The 17,508-nt window shown below is 64.1% G+C and carries 20 protein-coding genes; 9 read left to right on the top strand and 11 right to left on the bottom strand.

All coding sequences use genetic code 11. The features are described from left to right. The first annotated feature begins 511 nt into the window (after nt 1-511). Nucleotides 512-1,057: a hypothetical protein gene (locus tag CFB81_RS35535; RefSeq protein WP_124503513.1), complete on the top strand. Its 546-nt coding sequence runs from the start codon at nt 512-514 to the stop codon at nt 1,055-1,057. Nucleotides 1,058-1,293: 236 nt separating this feature from the next. Next, nucleotides 1,294-1,752 carry a GNAT family N-acetyltransferase gene (locus CFB81_RS17180; protein ID WP_089435957.1) on the top strand — a complete coding sequence of 153 codons (459 nt, stop codon included), beginning with the start codon at nt 1,294-1,296 and terminating at the stop codon, nt 1,750-1,752. 3 nt (nt 1,753-1,755) lie between these two features. Here the strand turns inward: CFB81_RS17180 and CFB81_RS17175 are convergent, their stop codons facing one another. Continuing rightward, nucleotides 1,756-2,448, bottom strand: coding sequence for a glutathione S-transferase (locus tag CFB81_RS17175; protein WP_089435956.1), 693 nt, complete (start codon nt 2,446-2,448; stop codon nt 1,756-1,758). Nucleotides 2,449-2,593: 145 nt separating this feature from the next. Between CFB81_RS17175 and CFB81_RS17170 the strand changes: the two genes are divergently transcribed. Beyond that, nucleotides 2,594-3,169, top strand: a complete 576-nt coding sequence (locus CFB81_RS17170) for a TetR/AcrR family transcriptional regulator (RefSeq protein WP_089435955.1) — start codon at nt 2,594-2,596, stop codon at nt 3,167-3,169. 69 nt (nt 3,170-3,238) lie between these two features. On the opposite strand, the gene CFB81_RS17165 is transcribed toward CFB81_RS17170, so the two are convergent. After that, nucleotides 3,239-3,637 (bottom strand): MerR family transcriptional regulator, encoded by a 399-nt coding sequence (locus CFB81_RS17165; RefSeq protein WP_089435954.1) that lies wholly within the window; start codon nt 3,635-3,637, stop codon nt 3,239-3,241. 99 nt (nt 3,638-3,736) lie between these two features. Here CFB81_RS17165 and CFB81_RS17160 point away from each other — a divergent pair, with 99 nt between their 5' ends. Next, entirely contained in the window at nt 3,737-4,564 is an 828-nt protein-coding gene (locus CFB81_RS17160; protein WP_089435953.1) for an SDR family oxidoreductase, read from the top strand. A 114-nt stretch (nt 4,565-4,678) separates the two neighbouring features. Here CFB81_RS17160 and CFB81_RS17155 read toward each other — a convergent pair whose 3' ends face one another. From CFB81_RS17155 to CFB81_RS17145, 3 genes are all read right to left on the bottom strand, one after another. After that, complete coding sequence (locus CFB81_RS17155; protein WP_256976221.1) at nt 4,679-5,113, bottom strand: lysozyme inhibitor LprI family protein; 435 nt, start codon at nt 5,111-5,113, stop codon at nt 4,679-4,681. 95 nt (nt 5,114-5,208) lie between these two features. Beyond that, nucleotides 5,209-5,778 (bottom strand): YdeI family protein, encoded by a 570-nt coding sequence (locus CFB81_RS17150; protein WP_089435951.1) that lies wholly within the window; start codon nt 5,776-5,778, stop codon nt 5,209-5,211. Nucleotides 5,779-5,873: 95 nt separating this feature from the next. After that, complete coding sequence (locus CFB81_RS17145; protein WP_089435950.1) at nt 5,874-7,001, bottom strand: aminotransferase class V-fold PLP-dependent enzyme; 1,128 nt, start codon at nt 6,999-7,001, stop codon at nt 5,874-5,876. A 278-nt stretch (nt 7,002-7,279) separates the two neighbouring features. Here CFB81_RS17145 and CFB81_RS17140 point away from each other — a divergent pair, with 278 nt between their 5' ends. Continuing rightward, entirely contained in the window at nt 7,280-8,461 is a 1,182-nt protein-coding gene (locus CFB81_RS17140; RefSeq protein WP_089435949.1) for a serine hydrolase, read from the top strand. Nucleotides 8,462-8,560: 99 nt separating this feature from the next. Here CFB81_RS17140 and CFB81_RS17135 read toward each other — a convergent pair whose 3' ends face one another. The 4 genes from CFB81_RS17135 to CFB81_RS17120 form a co-directional block, all read right to left on the bottom strand. After that, entirely contained in the window at nt 8,561-9,733 is a 1,173-nt protein-coding gene (locus CFB81_RS17135) for an FAD-binding oxidoreductase (RefSeq protein ID WP_089435948.1), read from the bottom strand. A 150-nt stretch (nt 9,734-9,883) separates the two neighbouring features. Continuing rightward, complete coding sequence (locus CFB81_RS17130) at nt 9,884-11,035, bottom strand: branched-chain amino acid ABC transporter substrate-binding protein (protein WP_089435947.1); 1,152 nt, start codon at nt 11,033-11,035, stop codon at nt 9,884-9,886. A 414-nt stretch (nt 11,036-11,449) separates the two neighbouring features. Further along, the gene (locus CFB81_RS17125) at nt 11,450-11,641 is read right to left on the bottom strand and encodes a CsbD family protein (protein ID WP_089435946.1); all 192 of its coding nucleotides are present in this window, start codon (nt 11,639-11,641) and stop codon (nt 11,450-11,452) included. A gap of 142 nt (nt 11,642-11,783) precedes the next feature. After that, the gene (locus tag CFB81_RS17120) at nt 11,784-13,322 is read right to left on the bottom strand and encodes a helix-turn-helix transcriptional regulator (RefSeq protein ID WP_069618967.1); all 1,539 of its coding nucleotides are present in this window, start codon (nt 13,320-13,322) and stop codon (nt 11,784-11,786) included. 395 nt (nt 13,323-13,717) lie between these two features. On the opposite strand from CFB81_RS17120, the gene CFB81_RS36150 reads away from it, so the two are divergent. The 3 genes from CFB81_RS36150 to CFB81_RS17110 all read left to right on the top strand — a co-directional run bounded on the left by CFB81_RS36150 (nt 13,718) and on the right by CFB81_RS17110 (nt 14,556). Beyond that, nucleotides 13,718-13,882 carry a hypothetical protein gene (locus CFB81_RS36150; RefSeq protein ID WP_162838130.1) on the top strand — a complete coding sequence of 55 codons (165 nt, stop codon included), beginning with the start codon at nt 13,718-13,720 and terminating at the stop codon, nt 13,880-13,882. Between the two features lie 72 nt (nt 13,883-13,954). Continuing rightward, on the top strand, nt 13,955-14,305 hold the full coding sequence (locus CFB81_RS17115) for a BON domain-containing protein (protein ID WP_069618968.1): 351 nt from the start codon (nt 13,955-13,957) through the stop codon (nt 14,303-14,305). 53 nt (nt 14,306-14,358) lie between these two features. Then, on the top strand, nt 14,359-14,556 hold the full coding sequence (locus tag CFB81_RS17110; protein ID WP_034205539.1) for a CsbD family protein: 198 nt from the start codon (nt 14,359-14,361) through the stop codon (nt 14,554-14,556). A 239-nt stretch (nt 14,557-14,795) separates the two neighbouring features. Here CFB81_RS17110 and CFB81_RS17105 read toward each other — a convergent pair whose 3' ends face one another. After that, complete coding sequence (locus CFB81_RS17105; RefSeq protein WP_089435945.1) at nt 14,796-15,824, bottom strand: DUF1338 domain-containing protein; 1,029 nt, start codon at nt 15,822-15,824, stop codon at nt 14,796-14,798. A 222-nt stretch (nt 15,825-16,046) separates the two neighbouring features. Here CFB81_RS17105 and CFB81_RS17100 point away from each other — a divergent pair, with 222 nt between their 5' ends. Further along, the gene (locus tag CFB81_RS17100; RefSeq protein WP_089435944.1) at nt 16,047-17,003 is read left to right on the top strand and encodes a LysR family transcriptional regulator; all 957 of its coding nucleotides are present in this window, start codon (nt 16,047-16,049) and stop codon (nt 17,001-17,003) included. A gap of 19 nt (nt 17,004-17,022) precedes the next feature. On the opposite strand, the gene CFB81_RS17095 is transcribed toward CFB81_RS17100, so the two are convergent. After that, entirely contained in the window at nt 17,023-17,484 is a 462-nt protein-coding gene (locus CFB81_RS17095) for a hypothetical protein (protein ID WP_089437041.1), read from the bottom strand. Nucleotides 17,485-17,508 lie beyond the last annotated feature (24 nt).

Genomic DNA, 17,508 nt, shown 5'->3' with positions numbered 1-17,508 from the left:
GAGACATTCAGTTGCGCACGTGTGGATTCAATTCCAGCAGTTGTCGTGCCAGCCGACCGGTGATCATCAGGCCGCATCAGCCGCAAACTCCGTTGTCGGTTTCCTCGCCGCAGAAAGGGCAAAACCAACGTCCCAGACTGAACTGCGCCGACTTGCTAGTCAAGGAGGAGCCTTTCCGGGCAAGCCTCTCGAATTGCTCCCGAACAGCGGTGCTAAAGAGCGCCCCCGACAATGAACATCGGAGTTCCTCACCGGTGGTTTCAACAAGCTTCGCGGAACAGTATGGACAGTGCATAGGCTCTAACGTACGGTCTCGTTGATTGACGATGATCTTGGCGGCGCTGTAGAACGTCTGAAGTTGGCGCCGACGGCGGCCAGAGCCGTTGGGCGCTGCCGACCCGAACGGTCGGTCGGACCGCTCGAAAGCTGATGATCATCCGATCGATGCCTGGTGACAGTAACCAAGACCTGAGGTATTTTCGCTAGCCACGAATAACCACCGCGCTACTCCATGAGCCATCGTATTGCATTCTTTTGCACGCTTTTCGCTCCTATTGTGCTCGGCGCCTGTGCGTCCCCTCAATCGAACTCAACCGCTTGGCAGCCTGATAGGGAAGCCCGAATTCGCGTGTACTGGGGGGCGACCGTGTATTTTCACTACAACACGACTTGTACGCCGAAACAAGGGCTTTGGGGTGGATATCCTGAGCCCAGCCGCCTGGTATCCAAGCCGGGATTTTCCGCAATGGTGAATAAAACTGTCGGGATGCCGCTACCTTCTGACGCCTACCGTTATTATCAAGAATGGATCGTTCCTGCCGGCGAACCCTTGACAATTAGCGCTCAAATCACTGAGGCGACCATGCGCAACGCCAAAGCTTACTGGGTAACCTATGCGCCAGGCGCCGGCACTTTTGTCCCCGAAGCTGGTCGGGATTACGAGGTCTTGATAAGCGGCCCCGGTTCCGCGCAGATTCATCTGCGACGTTTGCTCGCCGGCACTGCAGGAGTGGCAACTGAACCCGTGCCCATCTCTGAAGCGCATGCTTGTAACTGAGCTTCTCCGAGTCCCGGAGAATCCCCAATACCTCCGCAAATTTTCGACGATTTCCTCGGAAAGTCGAATGGCGGAAACTGGCCGGACACGGGACCAATTGTCCGTGCTGCAAACTCGATATATCGCGCGGACTTGCCGATTTCAGCTCCTTTTAGCAGCATTCCGCACGACCTTGGAGGTTCGATGCCATGCTGCTATCGTCGAGCATTCGTTGACGACTTCGGAGTGGCCGAACCATGCCCCTGATCTTGCGTCGCGCGACGACGGCCGATGCCCCAGCGGTAGCCGACGTCTATCTTCGGTCACGCGACACGCTGGCATCCTATGCGCCACTCGCGCACGCCGGAGCGGCGGTCCGCGATTGGGTTGCCGACATGCTGGTTCCGTCGGGCAACGTTACCGTTGCCGTGAACGATGGCCACATCATCGGCATGGCCGCACACGTTGTAACTGACGGCGTGACATGGATCGAGCAATTGTACGTGTGCCCCGGATTCAAGCGGCGAGGGATCGGCACTGCCCTGCTGGAATCGGTGAAGTCGCAAACGGACGGCGCGCTCCAGCTCCATACGTTCCAGATGAACCGCGATGCTGCTGCGTTTTACGAGCAGCACGGGTTCGTTGCCATTGCGTACAGCGACGGAAGCAGAAACGAGGAAGGCTGCCCCGATGTTTTGTATCGCTTGACGCGGTAGCGCTCAGCTCAGCATCGCAAACACCGGCTGATTCCTGACGCTCTCACGCTCCAGCATTCTCGCGTACCAGGCTCGAAGCGCTTCGCACTCCTCAGGCACCGGCAGCTTCACGAGCATCGCAAAGATCAAACCGCCGATGACGGTGATGTCGGCCATCGAGAACGTCTCGCCCGCGACGTACGGTTGCCTTTGCAGAACCGCATCGAAGTAGCGCATGCCCCTCAGCGCCTTGTCGCGTTGACGGAATCCCCACTCCGGGTTTTGATACGTCTCCACGTCGGGCCCCAGGCCCGGCGTGCCGTGATGGAAATAAACGCTGATCGCGTCGAGCAACTCCAGCTCGGCGCGCTTGCTCATCATGTGGATGATGCCCTTTTCGCGCGGCGTGCTGCCGGTGAGCGCGGGTACGCCATCGAGCGTGTCGAGGTACTCGGTAATGGCCGTGCACTCGGCGATACAGGTTCCATCATCGAGTTCCAGCACCGGCAACGTACCCGAATAATTCTTGCCGGCGATGAACTCGGGCTTTTTATGCTCGCCCTTGTAAAGATCGACCATCACGAACTGGACGCGCGATTGCAGCCCCTTTTCGGCCAGCGCGATGCGCACGCGTGTCGGATAGGGCCCTGTCGGGAAATCGTGGACCTTCATCACGGGTAGTCGGGCTGTGTCGAAATCGACGTTGCTGGAAGTCATTGCAGGGGCGCTCCGTGGTCGGTTGCAGAGGATCGGACGACACGGAAACGCGTCGCCAGCGAATCTACCTAACGTTTGTTAGGTTAACCATATAAGGTAGAATCCGGGGTGTCAACACCCTTTCCTGTGCGCGGAGACTGAAGCAGTGACGAACGACGCGAGCTCGAACTCGAGAGAAAGAATTCTGGCAGCCGCCACGAGGCTCGCGCAGACGCACGGCTACGGCGGCTTGAATTACCGGGATCTCGCCAACGAGGTGGGCATCAAGGCCGCGAGCATCTACCACCACTTCGACAGCAAGGCCGATCTCGGCGCCGCGGTAGCGAGGCGTTACTGGGAGGATTCAGCGGCGGCGCTGGACGACATGCTGACCGGATCGCACGATCCGCTGGACTGCCTGCGTCGCTATCCCGATACCTTCCGCAAGGCGCTCGCGACCGGCAACCGCCTGTGCCTGTGCAGCTTCATGGCGGCCGAAACCGACGATCTGCCGGAAGTCGTGATGAAAGAAGTGCTGGCCTTCGCCGACGTGAACGTGGCGTGGCTCAGCAAGGTGCTGTCCGCGGCGGCGGTGGTCAGCGCTCGGGAGAGCAAACCGCGGGCGCGGGCAATCTTCGCCGCCATCGCCGGCGCCCAGCTCATCGCGCGGAGTCGCGCCGATCTCTCGCTCTATGACGCGCTGATCGACAATTATCGTAAAGCGGGGCTTTTGCCGGCGTAGCAGGGTAACGGTGACGCGGCTTCGAATGATGTCGAACGTTCGCGAATGCGCGATGTTCGATCGGGTGACCTACTCCGTCACAAACGCGCTCCCTAGCGCTACTTCATCGTCGACACAGTCGCGACCGACTTTGTCCAACGCGTTCAGCAATCCCGTTCGCAGCGTAGTCAACGCGTGGCGCTTTGTATCGAGTTCGGCGAGCTTTGCCTGCAGACACGCGACCTTTTGCTCGACGCCGAATGTCGGACTTTCCCATACGTGAACAACGTCGCCGATTTCCGCCAGCGTGAGGCCCAACGCCTTCGCGTGGACGATCAGCCGTATCCGCTGCAACGAAAGTGCGGAATAGTGCTTGTAAGTGTTTGTCGCATTGGGTTGGGTTGCTTTATCCAGCAGGCCCATGCGCTCGTAGTAACGGACGGTGTCGCGCGATACACCCGCCCGCTTGCATAGCTCGCCGATGCGCATGCTGCCTCCAATCGATGTCATGGAACGACATTTACGCTTGACCGTTGCCTATAGTCAACGGTTTAAAGTGCAACTCCCGTTCTTCTCCATCGGCAAGCCATGAGCAAATCTTTTGATTTCGGCGGAAAAACAGCGCTCGTCACGGGTGCATCGTCAGGTATCGGGCGCGAGTTTGCCTATGCGCTGGCCAAACGAGGCGCGAAGCTCCTGCTGGTCGCGCGCTCTGGCGACAAGCTGCGCGATCTGGTCGCGGAACTGCGACGCGACTATGTGTGCGACGCCCATTTTCTGACGGTCGACCTGAGTGCGGACGACGCCGTCAGCACGATCGATCGTCATCTGAAGGCGACCGGCACGATCGTCGATGTGCTGATCAACAATGCGGGCTTCGCAGCTTACGGGCGCTTTGAATCGATTCCGTCCACACGCCAACGCGATGAAGTCCTGGTGAACTGCCTCGCCGCGATCGAACTGACTCACCTTCTGCTGCCGGGGATGCAAGCGCGCGCCAATGGCGCTGTCATCAATGTCGCTTCAACCGCCGCATTCCAGCCCGATCCGTACATGGCCGTCTACGGCGCGACGAAGGCCTTTCTCCTGTCATTTTCGGAGGCTGTTTGGGCTGAGAACCGGCATCGGGGCATCCGGGTTGTCGCACTATGTCCCGGCGCGACACAAACGGCCTTTTTCGACGTTGTCGGCGCGAAGGAGGCTGCTGTCGGCGTGCCGATGCCGGTCACGAACGTGGTGCAGGATGCGTTGTGGGCGCTCGATCGCAATCTGAGCTATCGGGTGGTGGGATCGCGAAACCGACTGCTGGCGAATCTGCAGAGACTACTGAGCCGCCGGATGTCGGCTAGGCTCGTTGAAAAAATCCTTCGCCCGAGAGAGATCGAGGACCTCGCGACAACGAATCTGAACGCGTAGTGTTGCGTGGTTTTCACAGGGGAGCCGCTCGACGTTGCGATTCGCAGCGCGTCTTCGACGGATACGAACCCGGCTCTCTCGACCTAGTTCTTGCTGTCTCTATCCAGCGCGGTGCTAGTCACGGCCCATTTGCTTAAGCCACGCGTTCAATTCACGCGTACGATCACGTGTTCTGTCGATTTGGCAAGTCAGTAGATCAAGATTCCGATCTGCGCCTGCTTCGTTTATTAAATACCAAGCGGAACACTCGTCGCTGAGAAAACGGAGCCATTGCCGCTGAGCCTCGACAAATTGCACCTTGAGTGTCGGATAGTCAACGTACTCGTCACGTGGCCGAGATAGCGACTTCAGAACCTTGCGGTAAGTGCGGTTCAATTCGTCGTCCGCTCGCTGAAATTCATCTTGACTGCGCTGCATCAAACACTCGCGCGCCACACTATCCGGTGCACAGATCTGCGCCTGCGCAGCGGCGAACCACGACAATGTCATCGCCATAGCGACGCCCAGCGCCGCGCGACGAAGGCTGAACTCCGATGCGCGGATATGCATTCTTGCTCTCATTCCTGCTTTTCCCATTCATATGGCGATCGGAACAATTCTCGCTTCGATCGCGTTCGACCAAATCTCCGTCAGAAACTCACCCTCTACGGATGAAAAGTCTCGCCCCGCTTGAGCATGTCGATGAATTCCGCGATTTTGCGCGCCCGTGTTTCCGGCTTCCTGGCATTCTGTATCCGAAACAGGATCGCATAGCGATTACGGCTGTTCAGCGTCGCGAAAAACTTCCCGGCTTTCGGATGGGCATCCAACGCCGCCTGCAAGTCGTCCGGCACGATCGAGTTGCTGGCCGACGTATAAGCAGCCTCCCAGCGGCCGTCCTTCCTCGCCTTCTCGATCTCGCCCATGCCGGCCGCGCGCATTCTGCCTGCGGCGATCAGCGCTTCGGCCTTGTCCTTGTTGAGTTTGGACCAGATGCTTTTCGCCGAGCGCGGGGTAAAGCGTTGCAACCAGTATTGCTCGCTCTCGCCCTTCTTTTGGCCATCGATCCAGCCGTGGCAGAGGGCGCTTTCCACCGCCTCTTCATAGGTGACGGTTCGCTGCCCCGCGCCCTTTTTCGCGAGCCGCAGCCATGCTCCGGTCGACGTGCCGCCGTTCTGGCCCAACCAGCTTTCCCATTCGGCTTGACTCGCAAACGTCAGAGCGTCTTCGGCCATGTCACGATCCTAATGGTTGCGTTCTCAACGACTCAAAAGCCGCCACGCAACGAACGCGCGACGACCACCGGAGCCATCGATTCCACAACACTGCGTCAAACAATCCGGTTCAACGCATCGGCAAACCGCTTCACCGCGCCATCGACATCATGCAGCTTGTCGAGACCGAACAACCCGAGCCGGAAAGTCTTGAAATCCGCCGGCTCGTCGCATTGCAACGGCACACCGGCCGCGATCTGCAAACCGACGTCGGCGAACTTCTTCCCGGTGCGAATACCGTCATCGTCCGTATAACTGACCACGACACCCGGCGCCTCGAACCCCTTCGCGGCCACGCTCCTGAACCCCTTCTCCGTCAGCAGCGCGCGAATACGCTCGCCGAGTTCGAGCTGCTCCGCCTTTACCTTGTCGAAGCCGTACGCGTCGGTTTCCTTCATCACGTCGCGCAGCGTCGTGAGGCTGTCCGTCGGCATCGTCGCGTGATACGCGAACCCGCCGCCCTCGTACGCGTCCATGATCTGCAGCCACTTGCGCAGATCGCACGCGAAGCTGGTGCTGGTCGTCGAATCGATGCGCTCGCGCGCGAGCGGGCTCAACATGACCATCGCGCAACATGGCGACGCGCTCCAGCCCTTCTGCGGCGCACTGATCAGGATATCGACGCCGCTCGCCTGCATGTCGACCCACACGGTGCCCGACGCGATGCAATCCAGCACGAACATGCCGCCGACCGCATGCACCGCGTCGGCCACCGCGCGCAGGTACGCGTCGGGCAGCATGATTCCGGACGCGGTTTCGACGTGCGGCGCGAACACGAAATCGGGTTGGTTTGCGTGGATCGCGGCGACCACTTCGTCGATCGGGGCCGGCGCGTACGCGGCCTGCCTGCCGCCTTCGACCGGGCGCGCCTTCAGCACCGTCGTTTCGGACGGAATGCTGCCCATGTCGAAAATCTGCGACCAGCGGAAGCTGAACCAGCCGTTGCGGATGACGAGGCATTTCTTGTTCGTCGCGAACTGTCGCGCCACGGCTTCCATGCCGAACGTCCCGCTGCCCGGCACGATCGCGACCGACTTCGCGTTGTAGACTTTTTTCAGCGTGGCGGAGATGTCGCGCATGACGCCCTGGAAGCGCTGCGACATATGGTTGACCGAGCGATCGGTGTACACCACCGAATATTCGAGGAGCCCCTCGCGGTCAACATCGGGAAGTAAACCTGGCATGCTCGCCTCCGGTGAAAGATGAACGATGGAATCAGGACAAGCAGCGTCTTCGATTCGATACTGCTCTGCACCATGCAACTGCGTCATTTCCTCGACGAAAGCCGATTCTAACGAACGCCGCCGGCCGATTGGCGCATATTTTTGTCGGCTCCCAGGCTCGGTATTCGTCGAGGCCGGCCCGTGCCGCGCACATCGCCCTGTTCCGTGTAAGGATTAACGACGCGTAAGGCAACAGCCGCCTAACATGTCGACCAGCCCCCTTCACGACGGAATTTACGATGACCCCTTCTCCCGCATCGTCACGGCAGTCGTCAACCGATCCCGCGCTCGCCGAGCGCATCGACGCGGTCCTGTCCCGCCAGCTCGATACGCAACGCCTCGTCGGCGCGGTCGTCCTGGTCGCTCGCGACGGCGCGCTCGTCTATCGTCGCGCGGCCGGGTTCGCGGACCGCGAATCGCGTACGCCGATGCGCGAGGACACGCAGTTCCGGCTCGCGTCGGTCACGAAGCCGATCGTCTCGGCGGCCGCGATGGCGCTCGTCGCGCAACGCAAGCTGTCGCTCGACGAAGCCATCACGCGCTGGCTGCCCGAATTCCGCCCGGCGCTGCCCGATGGCAGCGTGCCGACGATCACGGTGCGCCAGTTGCTCGTGCATACCGCCGGCCTCGACTATCGCTTCAACGAAACCGACGCGAACGGCCCCTATGCGCGTGCGGGCATCTCCGACGGGCTCGACGGCGCCTCGATCACGCTCGCCGAAAACCTGCGCCGGATCGCAAGCGTGCCGCTGCTGTTCGCGCCCGACACCCACTGGAACTATTCGCTGTCGATCGACGTCATCGGCGCGCTGATCGAAGCCGTCTGCGGCGTGCCGCTCGCCGACGCGATCGATGCGCTCGTGTTGCGCCCGCTCGGCGCGCGCGACACGGGCTTCGTCGCACGCGATCCCGCGCGGCTCGCCACGCCATACGTGAACGACACGCCGCGGCCGCACCGGCTCGCGGAGAACGAGACGGTGCCCATCGACGAAGGGTTCGTCGGCGTCACGTACTCGCCGTCGCGCGCGCTGAATGCACAAGCGTTCCCGTCGGGCGGCGCCGGAATGGTCGGCACCGCGGGTGACGTGTTGACGGTGCTGGACACGCTGCGCGCGGGCGGCGGCTCGATCCTGCCGGCCGAACTGGTCGACGAGATGGGACGCGTGCAGACCGGCGATTTCGAATTGCCGGACCTGCCGGGCGCGGGTTTCGGGATCGGCTTCTCGGTGCTGCGCGACCCGCAGGCGGCCGCGTCGCCGGAATCCGTCGGCACGTGGCGCTGGGGCGGCGTCTACGGTCATTCGTGGTTCGTCGATCGCGCACGCGGGCTCACCGTCGTGTCGCTGTCGAACACGCTCTACGAAGGGATGAACGGGCAGTACACGCTCGATCTGCGCGATGCCGTCTACGGCGCCGGCTGACGCACGCAACGAAAAAAGGCCCGACAGCGTCGGGCCAACGGGTTTGAGACACAAGGAGAATCCCGCCCACCCCATACCGGGCGGTCACGCCGCACGACACTACACGACGTTCTTTTCGACGATCGGCCGGTTTTCCAGCACACGCGCCCAGCCAAGCGACGACAGGTCGAGCGTGTCGTAACGCCCGCCCAGAATGAGTTCACTGACGCCGCGCCCGGTCGCCGGCCCCTGCTGCAGCCCGTGGCCGCTGTAGCCGTTCGCGAACACGACGTTGTCGAGTTCGGGGTGGTAGCCGATGATCGCGTTGTGATCGAACACGTTGTACTCGTAGTAACCGGACCAGCAATTCTCGACGCGCAGCGCCTCGAATTCCGGCACGCGGTGCGCGAGCGTCGGCCAGATCACGTCGTCGAACAGGTCGTGGTCGACTTCGTCGAGCGGCAGGTCGTCCGGGTCGCGATCGGGGCTCGGCGACGTACCGCAGATATACGTGCGCCCTTCCGGCCGGAAATACACGCCGGTCGGATCGATCAGCAGCGGGCAATCGGCGAGCTTCGCCGGCGACGATACGTTGAAGATGCTGCGCCGCCGCGCATACACCGGGATGTCGATGCCCATCATCGCCGACAGCGTGCGCGTCCATGCGCCGGCCGCGTTGACGAGCGTGTCGCACGCATGGCGCTCGCCGTCGCCCGTCACGACATGCGTGATCTTGCGGCCGTCGCGCACCACGTCCTTCACGTCGGCCGGCACGTAGCGCGCGCCCAGCGCCTGCGCCTTCTTGCGCAGCGCCTGCACGAGCCCGTAGCCGTCGAACCAGCCTTCGCCGCTGGCTCCGTACGCGCCCGACACGAGATCGTCGACGTTCAGCCACGGAAACTTCGCGCGCAGCGCGTCGCCGTCCAGCAGCCGGATATCGGCGCCGAGGCGCGTCTGCAGCGCGTGGTTCTCGCGCAGCGTCGCGTCGCCGGCCGGCGTCGCGAGAAACAGGTAGCCGCCTTCGTGCAGATCGATCGACGGCCGGTTGCCGTCCACTTCGAGCCGTTCGCCGATCGTGCGCAGGAAATCGATGCCGAACAGCGACATCTCGATCGACAGCGGCGTGGAGAACTGCTGGCGAATCGACGCGGCCGACAGCGCTGACGACGATCTGGCATAGGTGGGGTCGCGCTCGATGACGGTCACGGCGACCGTGGGATCGGTGGCGCGCAGGAAATAAGCGATCGAGCTGCCGATCACACCACCGCCGACGATGACGACTTGAGAACTCACGACTGACTCCGATTGCACGTAAAAGGCTCAGGGCCTGTGGGTGATGCGTGCCGCGACTCGCGCGGCGTCGCGGGGCAAGCTTCGCGGGCGATCGCTTCGGCTATTTCAGCACGTCCGGCATCGCCGCGAAAGTCCGCGCGCAGGGTGCGTTCAGTCCGCCGATTTCGTCGTGACGGGCTGCCACGCGGCGTTCTTCACTTCATACAGCGTCGAGCTCGGGTTTTTCAGGTCGCCCGTGCTCGTGAACGCGATCGTGCCGGTGATGCCGTCGTAGCGCGTGCCCTTCAGCGCGCCGTTGAAATCGGCCGGCTTCGTCGAGTTCGCCTTCTGCATCGCGTTGATCGCGATCCACGTCGCGTCGTACGCGAACGGCGCATACGCGAGCATGTCGACGCCGTACTTCTGCTTGAATTTCGTTTCGAACAGCTTGCCCTTCGCGAGACGCGACAGCGGCTGCCCGTATTCCCACACCGACGCGCCTTCGGCCGCGTTGCCGGCGAGCCTGATGAAATTCGCGTTCATCACGCCGCCGCCCGCGAGGAACTGCGCGCGAATGCCGAGCTGGCGCATGCGCTTCACGAGCATCGCGGCCTGGGCGTCGAGGCCGCCGAAGAACACGAGATCGGCGTTGGCGCTCTTGATCTTCGTGAGCTGCGCGCTGAAGTCGACGGCCTTGTCGTTCGTAAATTCGCGCGCGACGATCGTGCCGCCGTTCGCCTTCACGGCCTTCTCGAATTCGTCGGCTTCGCCCTGGCCGAACGCGGTGCGATCGTCGATGATCGCGATGCGTTTCGCCTTCGTCACGCTCGCGGCATACGTACCGGCATTGCCGGCGTTCTGCGTGTCGGTCGCGATCACGCGGTACACGCTGTCGAGCCCGGCGCGCGTGATGTCGGGATTGGTCGCCGACGGGGTGATCATCGGAATGCCGGCCTTCGCGTAGATCTTCGACGCGGGCAGCGTCGTGCCCGAATTGAAGTGCCCGATCACGACGGCCACCTGCGCGTCGGCGAGCTGCTGCGCGGCCTGCACGCCGGTGCGCGGATCGCTCTGATCGTCCTGCGACGCGACGACGAATTTCACCGGCTTGCCGCCGACGGTCGTCCGCGCGGCATTCGCTTCGTCCACCGCCATGCGCACGCCGTTCTCGATGTCCTTGCCGTACGCGGCGCCGCCGCCCGTCAGCGGGCCGGCCACGCCGACCTTGACGATCGTCTCCTGCGCATGGGCCGCGCCCGTCTGAGACGCGAGAAGCACGGCGGTCAGTGCGACGCCGGAAAGCGAACGAATGCGGAACGTCATGGCAGTCCTTCTTGTGAGAGTCGGGATGCAACGCGCGATCGGCACGCGTCGGCAACCTCCTGCGCGCCGGTGATGTCTTGTGCTGCCGACGCGCAATGCGCGCGACCGGCTCGCCGATCACCGCGGTTCCGTCTCCGAAGAACCTTTCATCGCGAAAGAGGTGAAGGGATTGTGGGTAGCCAATACCCGTGCCGCAAACGAAATATCGGAACTACGTTGTGAGGATTTATCATCAAGTTCCGGATTGATGGCCGATCCGCGGCCCGTGCGACAGTGGGCCGTGGATGGAGGTGCTCCGAGGGGAAATGGCGGTCGCTTCGCCGAGTAAAGGCCGGCGCGGTCATGCCGGCAACGCATCATCGTCGCGACGCCGTCCGGCCTTCGCGACGCCGACGGCCGGCGCCGCGTCATCGGTCAGTGCCGATCGGTGCCCGTGTGGTGACGCACCGCATCGGCCGCCTCGCCGGCCTTCTCCTGAAGCTTGCCGGCCTGCTGTTCGGCCACGCCTTCCGCTTCGATCTCGCGGTCGCCCGTCACCTTGCCGAGTGCTTCCTTGACCGAACCCTTGACCTGCTTGAGCTTGCCTTCGATGCGATTCCTGTCCATGGTCTTCTCCTGCGATGGTTGAGGAAAGCCGGCAATGCAGCGGCCTGCGCGGCACCGCCGAGCGGACAGGATCGCAAGCCGGCGCCGCGCGCGGCAGATGCGGATGCACCAGTGCGCATGGTGCATTCGCACCCGAACACCGTCAGTCCTTGTCCTTGGCGCCGCCCTTGTCGCCACGCGCGCCGTTCGCTTCGGCCGCGGCCGCGCCGACGATCCCGCGCTCGCGCGCCCAGACGATCGCCTCGGCGCGGCTGTGCACGTCGAGCTTCGCGTAGATCGTCGCGACGTGATTGCGCACGGTGTTCGGCGCCAGCCCGAGGCGACCGGCGATCTCCTTGTCGGCGAGGCCATGGCACAGCAGGTCGAACACGTCGCGCTCGCGCGCGGTCAGGTCGGACAGCTGCGCGCCCGCATCCGGCGCATTCGCGCGCCGCACGTTCGCGAGCTTCTCGATCAGCGTGCGGCTGAACCACGACGCATCCTGCATCGCGGTCTCGATCGCATAGACGAGCTCCATCTCGGTGCGCTTGCGGTCGCTGATGTCGAGCAGCGCGACGAGCAGGCAGTCGCGCCCGTGAATCGCGACGGGGTCGGCCGACACGACGCAATCGCGGACGTCGCCGTCGCGCGTGCGGATCTGCACGTCCGCGTTGCGCACGTTGCCGTCGCGCACGAGCCGGCCTTCGATGCGCGGCCATACGCCGCGTTCGGCCCACAGCCCGATCTCGTCCGCGGATTTGCCGAGCAGGTCGGCCTGCGCGTGGCCCGTCATCGCGGCAAACGCGTCGTTCACGTCGAGCAGCTCGAAACGGTCTGCCGTGACGATCGCCATCGCGACCGGCGCCATCCGGAAGGCCGTCGCGAAGCGCTCCTCGCTTTGCATCAACGCGCGCTCGGCCTGCTTGCGCGGCTCGAGATCCATGAACGTGAACAGCATGCACGCCTCGCCGTTCATGTCGATCGGCTGCCCGGCGACGACCACCGCCTTGGTGCTGCCGTCGGCCAGTTTCAGCACGGCTTCCATCTGCGGGATCGTCGCGCCTTCGCCGAGCCGCTCGATCGCCAGCTCACGCCGCTCGGCCTGTTCGAGCACGTCGACCTCGTATACCGAGCGGCCGAGCACGTCGTCGCGTGCGTGGCCCGTCATGTCGAGGAAGCCCTGGTTGACCTTCACGTAGCGCAAGTCGTCGAGCCGGCAGATCACGGCCGGCGCCGGATTCGCGTTGAAAGTGCGCTCGAACCGCTCCTCGGCGCTCGCCCATTCGGTCGCGTCGTGCAGCACGAGCGCGAGGCAGTCCGGTGCGCCGGCCGCGTTCGTCAGCACGAGACTGCGGATGCGGTGAACCCAGCTCAACGACTCGTCGGCGGCCGATTCGACCTCCACCGTCACGTCGCTGAACTCCTCGCCGGCGATCACGCGATCCATCGGATAGTGGCCGTCGCGCACCGGATGGTTGTTCCGGTAGCGCAGCCGGAACCGCTCGCGATATTCGGTGACGTCCGCGCCGAGCGCCTTCAACTCGGTCACGCCGTGCATCGCGAGCGCGGCCTCGTTCGCCCAGACGATCCGCTGGTCGGGCTCGATCAGGATCACGCCCTCGGTGAGCCCCGCGATGATCTGGTGCAGCTGGCGCCGGTCGGTATGCGACTTGAGCACCTGTTCGTCTACTGGTTCGTTCATCGATTCGTTGTCCCTGTCGTCAAACATGAGCGTCAACAGTGCGCCGGCCGGGCGCCCGTCGCAGCGTCACGCGCCGGCCGGCGGGTGCGGCGATGATCACGTGCGGCGCAACGGCGCGACAGGCGCGGATGCACTATCTCGAATAGTACATTCGCACGCCGCCCGCGTTTCGTGCGGCGCCCCGCCAAGCGGCACAGTGCGACCCGCGCGCCGTTCACGCCGCATTGCCCGGGTCATGGTCACGTCGTGTACCCGCCCGTACGTTCCGTCCCCCGGTGCAAACGCACTAGCCGATCAGGTGAATTTGCGCGATGTCCGCTCGCGTTCGCGTCGGTACGCTGGTACTGCATCGACGCTTATGCGCCGCCCTTTCATACCGCAGAGGAGGACACCGGATGAAATTGCAACAGACACCCGATCCGACGCGGCCCGAGCCGGCCCCGGACCATCCGCCCGAACCGGCGCCCGGCACCGATCCGCCGGTGCCGCTGCCGCCCGACGTACCGCGCCCGGACATGCCGCCGCGCGAACCCGGCTACGACACGCCGATCGCCCGCTAACGCGCGGGTGTGCACGGGAACGATCCGTGCTCAGAGTAATTGATTCAACCCGCCAATCGAAGGAGAACATCAATGAACAAGACCTCGCACCTTTCGACGCTGCTCGCCGTCAGCGCGGCTTTCCTGCTTTCCGCCGCCCCGCTCACGAACGCGCACGCCCAGGCCTCGTCGACCGACAGCGGCATGGCGACCGAATCGAACCAGCCTGTCACCGATACGTGGATCACGACCAAGGTGAAGGGCGAACTCGCCACGACCGATGGCGTGAAGAGCACCGACATCAGCGTGAAGACGGTGGACGGCGTCGTCACGCTCACGGGCGTGCTGCCGACGAAGACTGCCGTGAAGAAGGCCGTCGCCGTGACGCGCGCCGTCAAGGGCGTGAAGCACGTCGACGCATCCGGCCTGAAGGCGAAGGCCTGAGCTATCCCGCGGCCGACCGCCGCACTTTTCTCCCCTTACACAAGGAGCACACCATGAACGAAGACAAGATCAAGGGCCAGTGGAAACAGCTCACCGGCAAGCTGAAGGCCAAATGGGGCAAGCTGACCGACGACGATCTCGCGGTCGCGGAAGGCAATCGAGATTATCTGGCCGGGAAGATCCAGGAGCGTTACGGGATCGCGCGCGACGAGGCCGAGAAGCAGTTGAAGGAATTCGACCGCGAGCTGTAACGCGCCAGTCGTCTCACCCGGCCGCGACGCGCAATGCGTCGCGGCCACGCGGAGGACAACGACATGGGCAAATATCTGATCGCATGGCTGCTCGGTGTACCGATCGGGCTGCTGGTGCTGTTTTATCTGGTCACGCACCTCTTCTGATGCACGCGACGCCCCGTCGACGAAAACGGGCCGGCGGCTGAAACCAGCCGCCGGCCCGTCTGCTTTTGGATGCGGTATGCGATGCGTCGCGCTTACTTCGCCGCGCTTGCCGTCATCTTGAAGATGCCTTGCGCGTTGCCCGCGTCGAAGCGCAGGTCGGTCACCCAGCGACGCGCTGCCTGATCGAACGTGCGCTTGCGCGTGATGAACTCGTAGAACGAACCCGGCACGTTGCGCTTCACCGTGCCGCCGTCGCGGGTACGGAACTCGCGCTCGACCGTATCGGCGCGATAGGCTGTCTGGAATACGCGGCCTGAGCGCGAGCGCTCGACTTCCGGCTTCATCGGTCGCCCCTTCGCCTTCTCGTCGTCGGACAGCTTGAACACGTCGGCGACGCGGTCGGTCGCGTGATTGAACGCATTGCCCTCGGTCGCGATCCACGCCATTTCCGCCGACTCCATCAGCAGCGTCTCGTAGTCGAGTTCGCTCGGCACGTCGTGCTGACGCGCGAACGCGCCGACGATCTCCGGCAACAGCGCGTGCGCGGCTTCCAGCGACAGCCAGCCTTCGCGCTCGACTTCCCACAGCAGCGCGACGGCCGCCGGCGACAGCGGATCGCGCGACGAGCCGACGACGTTCGTCACGGCCTGCTGGAATTCCTTCGAGAAGCGCTCCGGATGCAGTTCGCTGACGAAGAACTGCGCGATTTCGTCCGGCGCGTCTTCATGCGCATACGCGCGACCGGTCATGCCGAGCTTGTCGAGCGGGTAACGGCCGTTCAGGCGAAAGCCGAGCGGACGCAGGATGCGCGTGAACGCGGCCTCCCCCGGCGGCAGCGCGCCCGTGTGCGGCCAGCGCACCGTGCGCAGCGCGCCGTGGTCGAAATAGACGGAGCCGCCGCGTTCGATCGCGTCGGCCGTATACGCGCGGCCGTTCGCCGAACGCTCGAGCAGCCCTTCGAACAGCGCCATGTTCATCGCCTGCGCGATTTCCGCGCGCGTCACGATGCCGTCTTCCCATTCCTCGAGGATGGCCGGCATGTTGAGGGTCGAGAACAGGGCGTCGGTCTTCGCCTGTCCCAGCAGCTTCGTCAACAAGCTGTCGATATTCGGATTGCGCATCAGGATTCTCGTGTCGGGGGACCCGCCGGCAATCGTGCCGGCCACTCGTCGGCCGGCCGCCCGCGGGCGCCTGACCTTGCACGGGAAGCATTATTCAAAGGGTTGCAGCGGGGCGTAAAGCGAGATTAAATTGAGACGTGATGAGTTTTTGGAATTATCAGCCGCTCTTCGCTGGTGCGTCACCCGGCGCCGCGGGCCAATTCGTCAGATCAATCGAGCATCATGCGCAAATTCAAGATCCCCAACATGGGCGCGCTGGTGGCTTTCGAAGCCGCCGCCCGCCACGAGAGCTTCACGCACGCGGCCAAGGAGCTGTTCCTGACCGAAAGCGCGGTGTCGCGGCAGATCGCGACGCTGGAGGCGAGCCTCGGCGTGCGGCTGTTCGCGCGCGTGAAGCAGCGCGTCGTGCTGACGCGTGCCGGCAAGCTGTACGGCACGCAGGTGCGGCGCGCGCTGGAAGCGCTCGACCGCGACACGCTGTCGATCATCGCGCACGGCAGCGGCGGCGGTTACCTGGAACTCGCGGTGCTGCCGACCTTCGCGTCGCACTGGCTGATTCCGCGCATCAAGAGCTTCTATGACCGCACGCCGGACGTGCGCGTGAACATGGGCAGCCGTACCGACCTGTTCTCGTTCGAGGACACGCACTTCGAAGCCGCGATCCACTACGGCAAGCCGACCTGGCCCGGCACGTCGTCCGACTATCTGTTCGGCGAGGAGGTCGTGCCGATCTGCTCGCCCGCGCTGCTGAACGGGCCGGTCGAGCGCGTCGAGGATCTGCTCGCGTATCCGCTGCTCCACTCGACGACGCGCCCCGGCGCCTGGGCGCAGTGGTTCGAGACGCACGGCGTCGAGGACATCCGCACGATGCAGGGCGTGCGCTACGAACTGCATACGATGCTGATCAGCGCGGCCGCGGCCGGGCTCGGCGTCGCGCTCGTGCCGAAGTTCTTCGTCGAGGAGCAGTTGCAGCAGCTCGGCCTCGTCGTGCCGTGCGACGCGGCAACCGTCGGCGATTCGGCGTATTACCTCGTGTATCCGACCGAGTTCAGCCACAGCAAGCCGCTGGAATCGTTCCGCAGCTGGCTGCTCGAACAGGCGAGCGCGTATGCGGCGCCGGAGCGCGATGCGCGCGACGCCGACGAGGAAGATGAGGAAGACGACGAGGACGTCGAGTAACGACGCCGTCGCACCGGCGTCATCGCGCGGCGGCTGCGCATGCATGCCGCGACGGCACGTCGGCCGCCACGACCTTCACCAGCCGCGCACGATCGGGCGTTTCCAGCCCCGGGCACGCCGTCTCCAGATCGCGGATCACGAGCGTCGCGCGCCCGTCGAACCGGCATACGCCGCGGGGTTGCACGGCCGGCAGCCGTAGCGCGCGTCTCGCCTCGCGCTGGTTCGTGAAAACGATCACGCCCGCGCGTTGCGAGCGGGCGGGCAAGCGCCCCGCCGACGCGTCGTCCTCTTCGAACCACACGTCCGACCCGATCGATTCGTCGCCGTAGTCGAGCGCGTAACGCCCGGACAGCGTGATCGTCCGGTCGATCTGCATCGCATGGCAAGCCGGCTCGGCATCCGCCGGGATCGTCTGCGCGCCGGCCGCGAGCGGGCCGCACGCCAGCAACGATAAAAACAGCGCGCGGGCGCGGCCGGTCATGCTCGAGACATCAATCGCGGGGCG

Source organism: Burkholderia sp. AU28863, from assembly GCF_002223195.1.
Taxonomy (GTDB): Bacteria; Pseudomonadota; Gammaproteobacteria; order Burkholderiales; family Burkholderiaceae; genus Burkholderia; species Burkholderia sola.
Note: the sequence above shows the minus strand (reverse complement) of the source record. Positions and strands in the feature narration are given on the sequence as shown.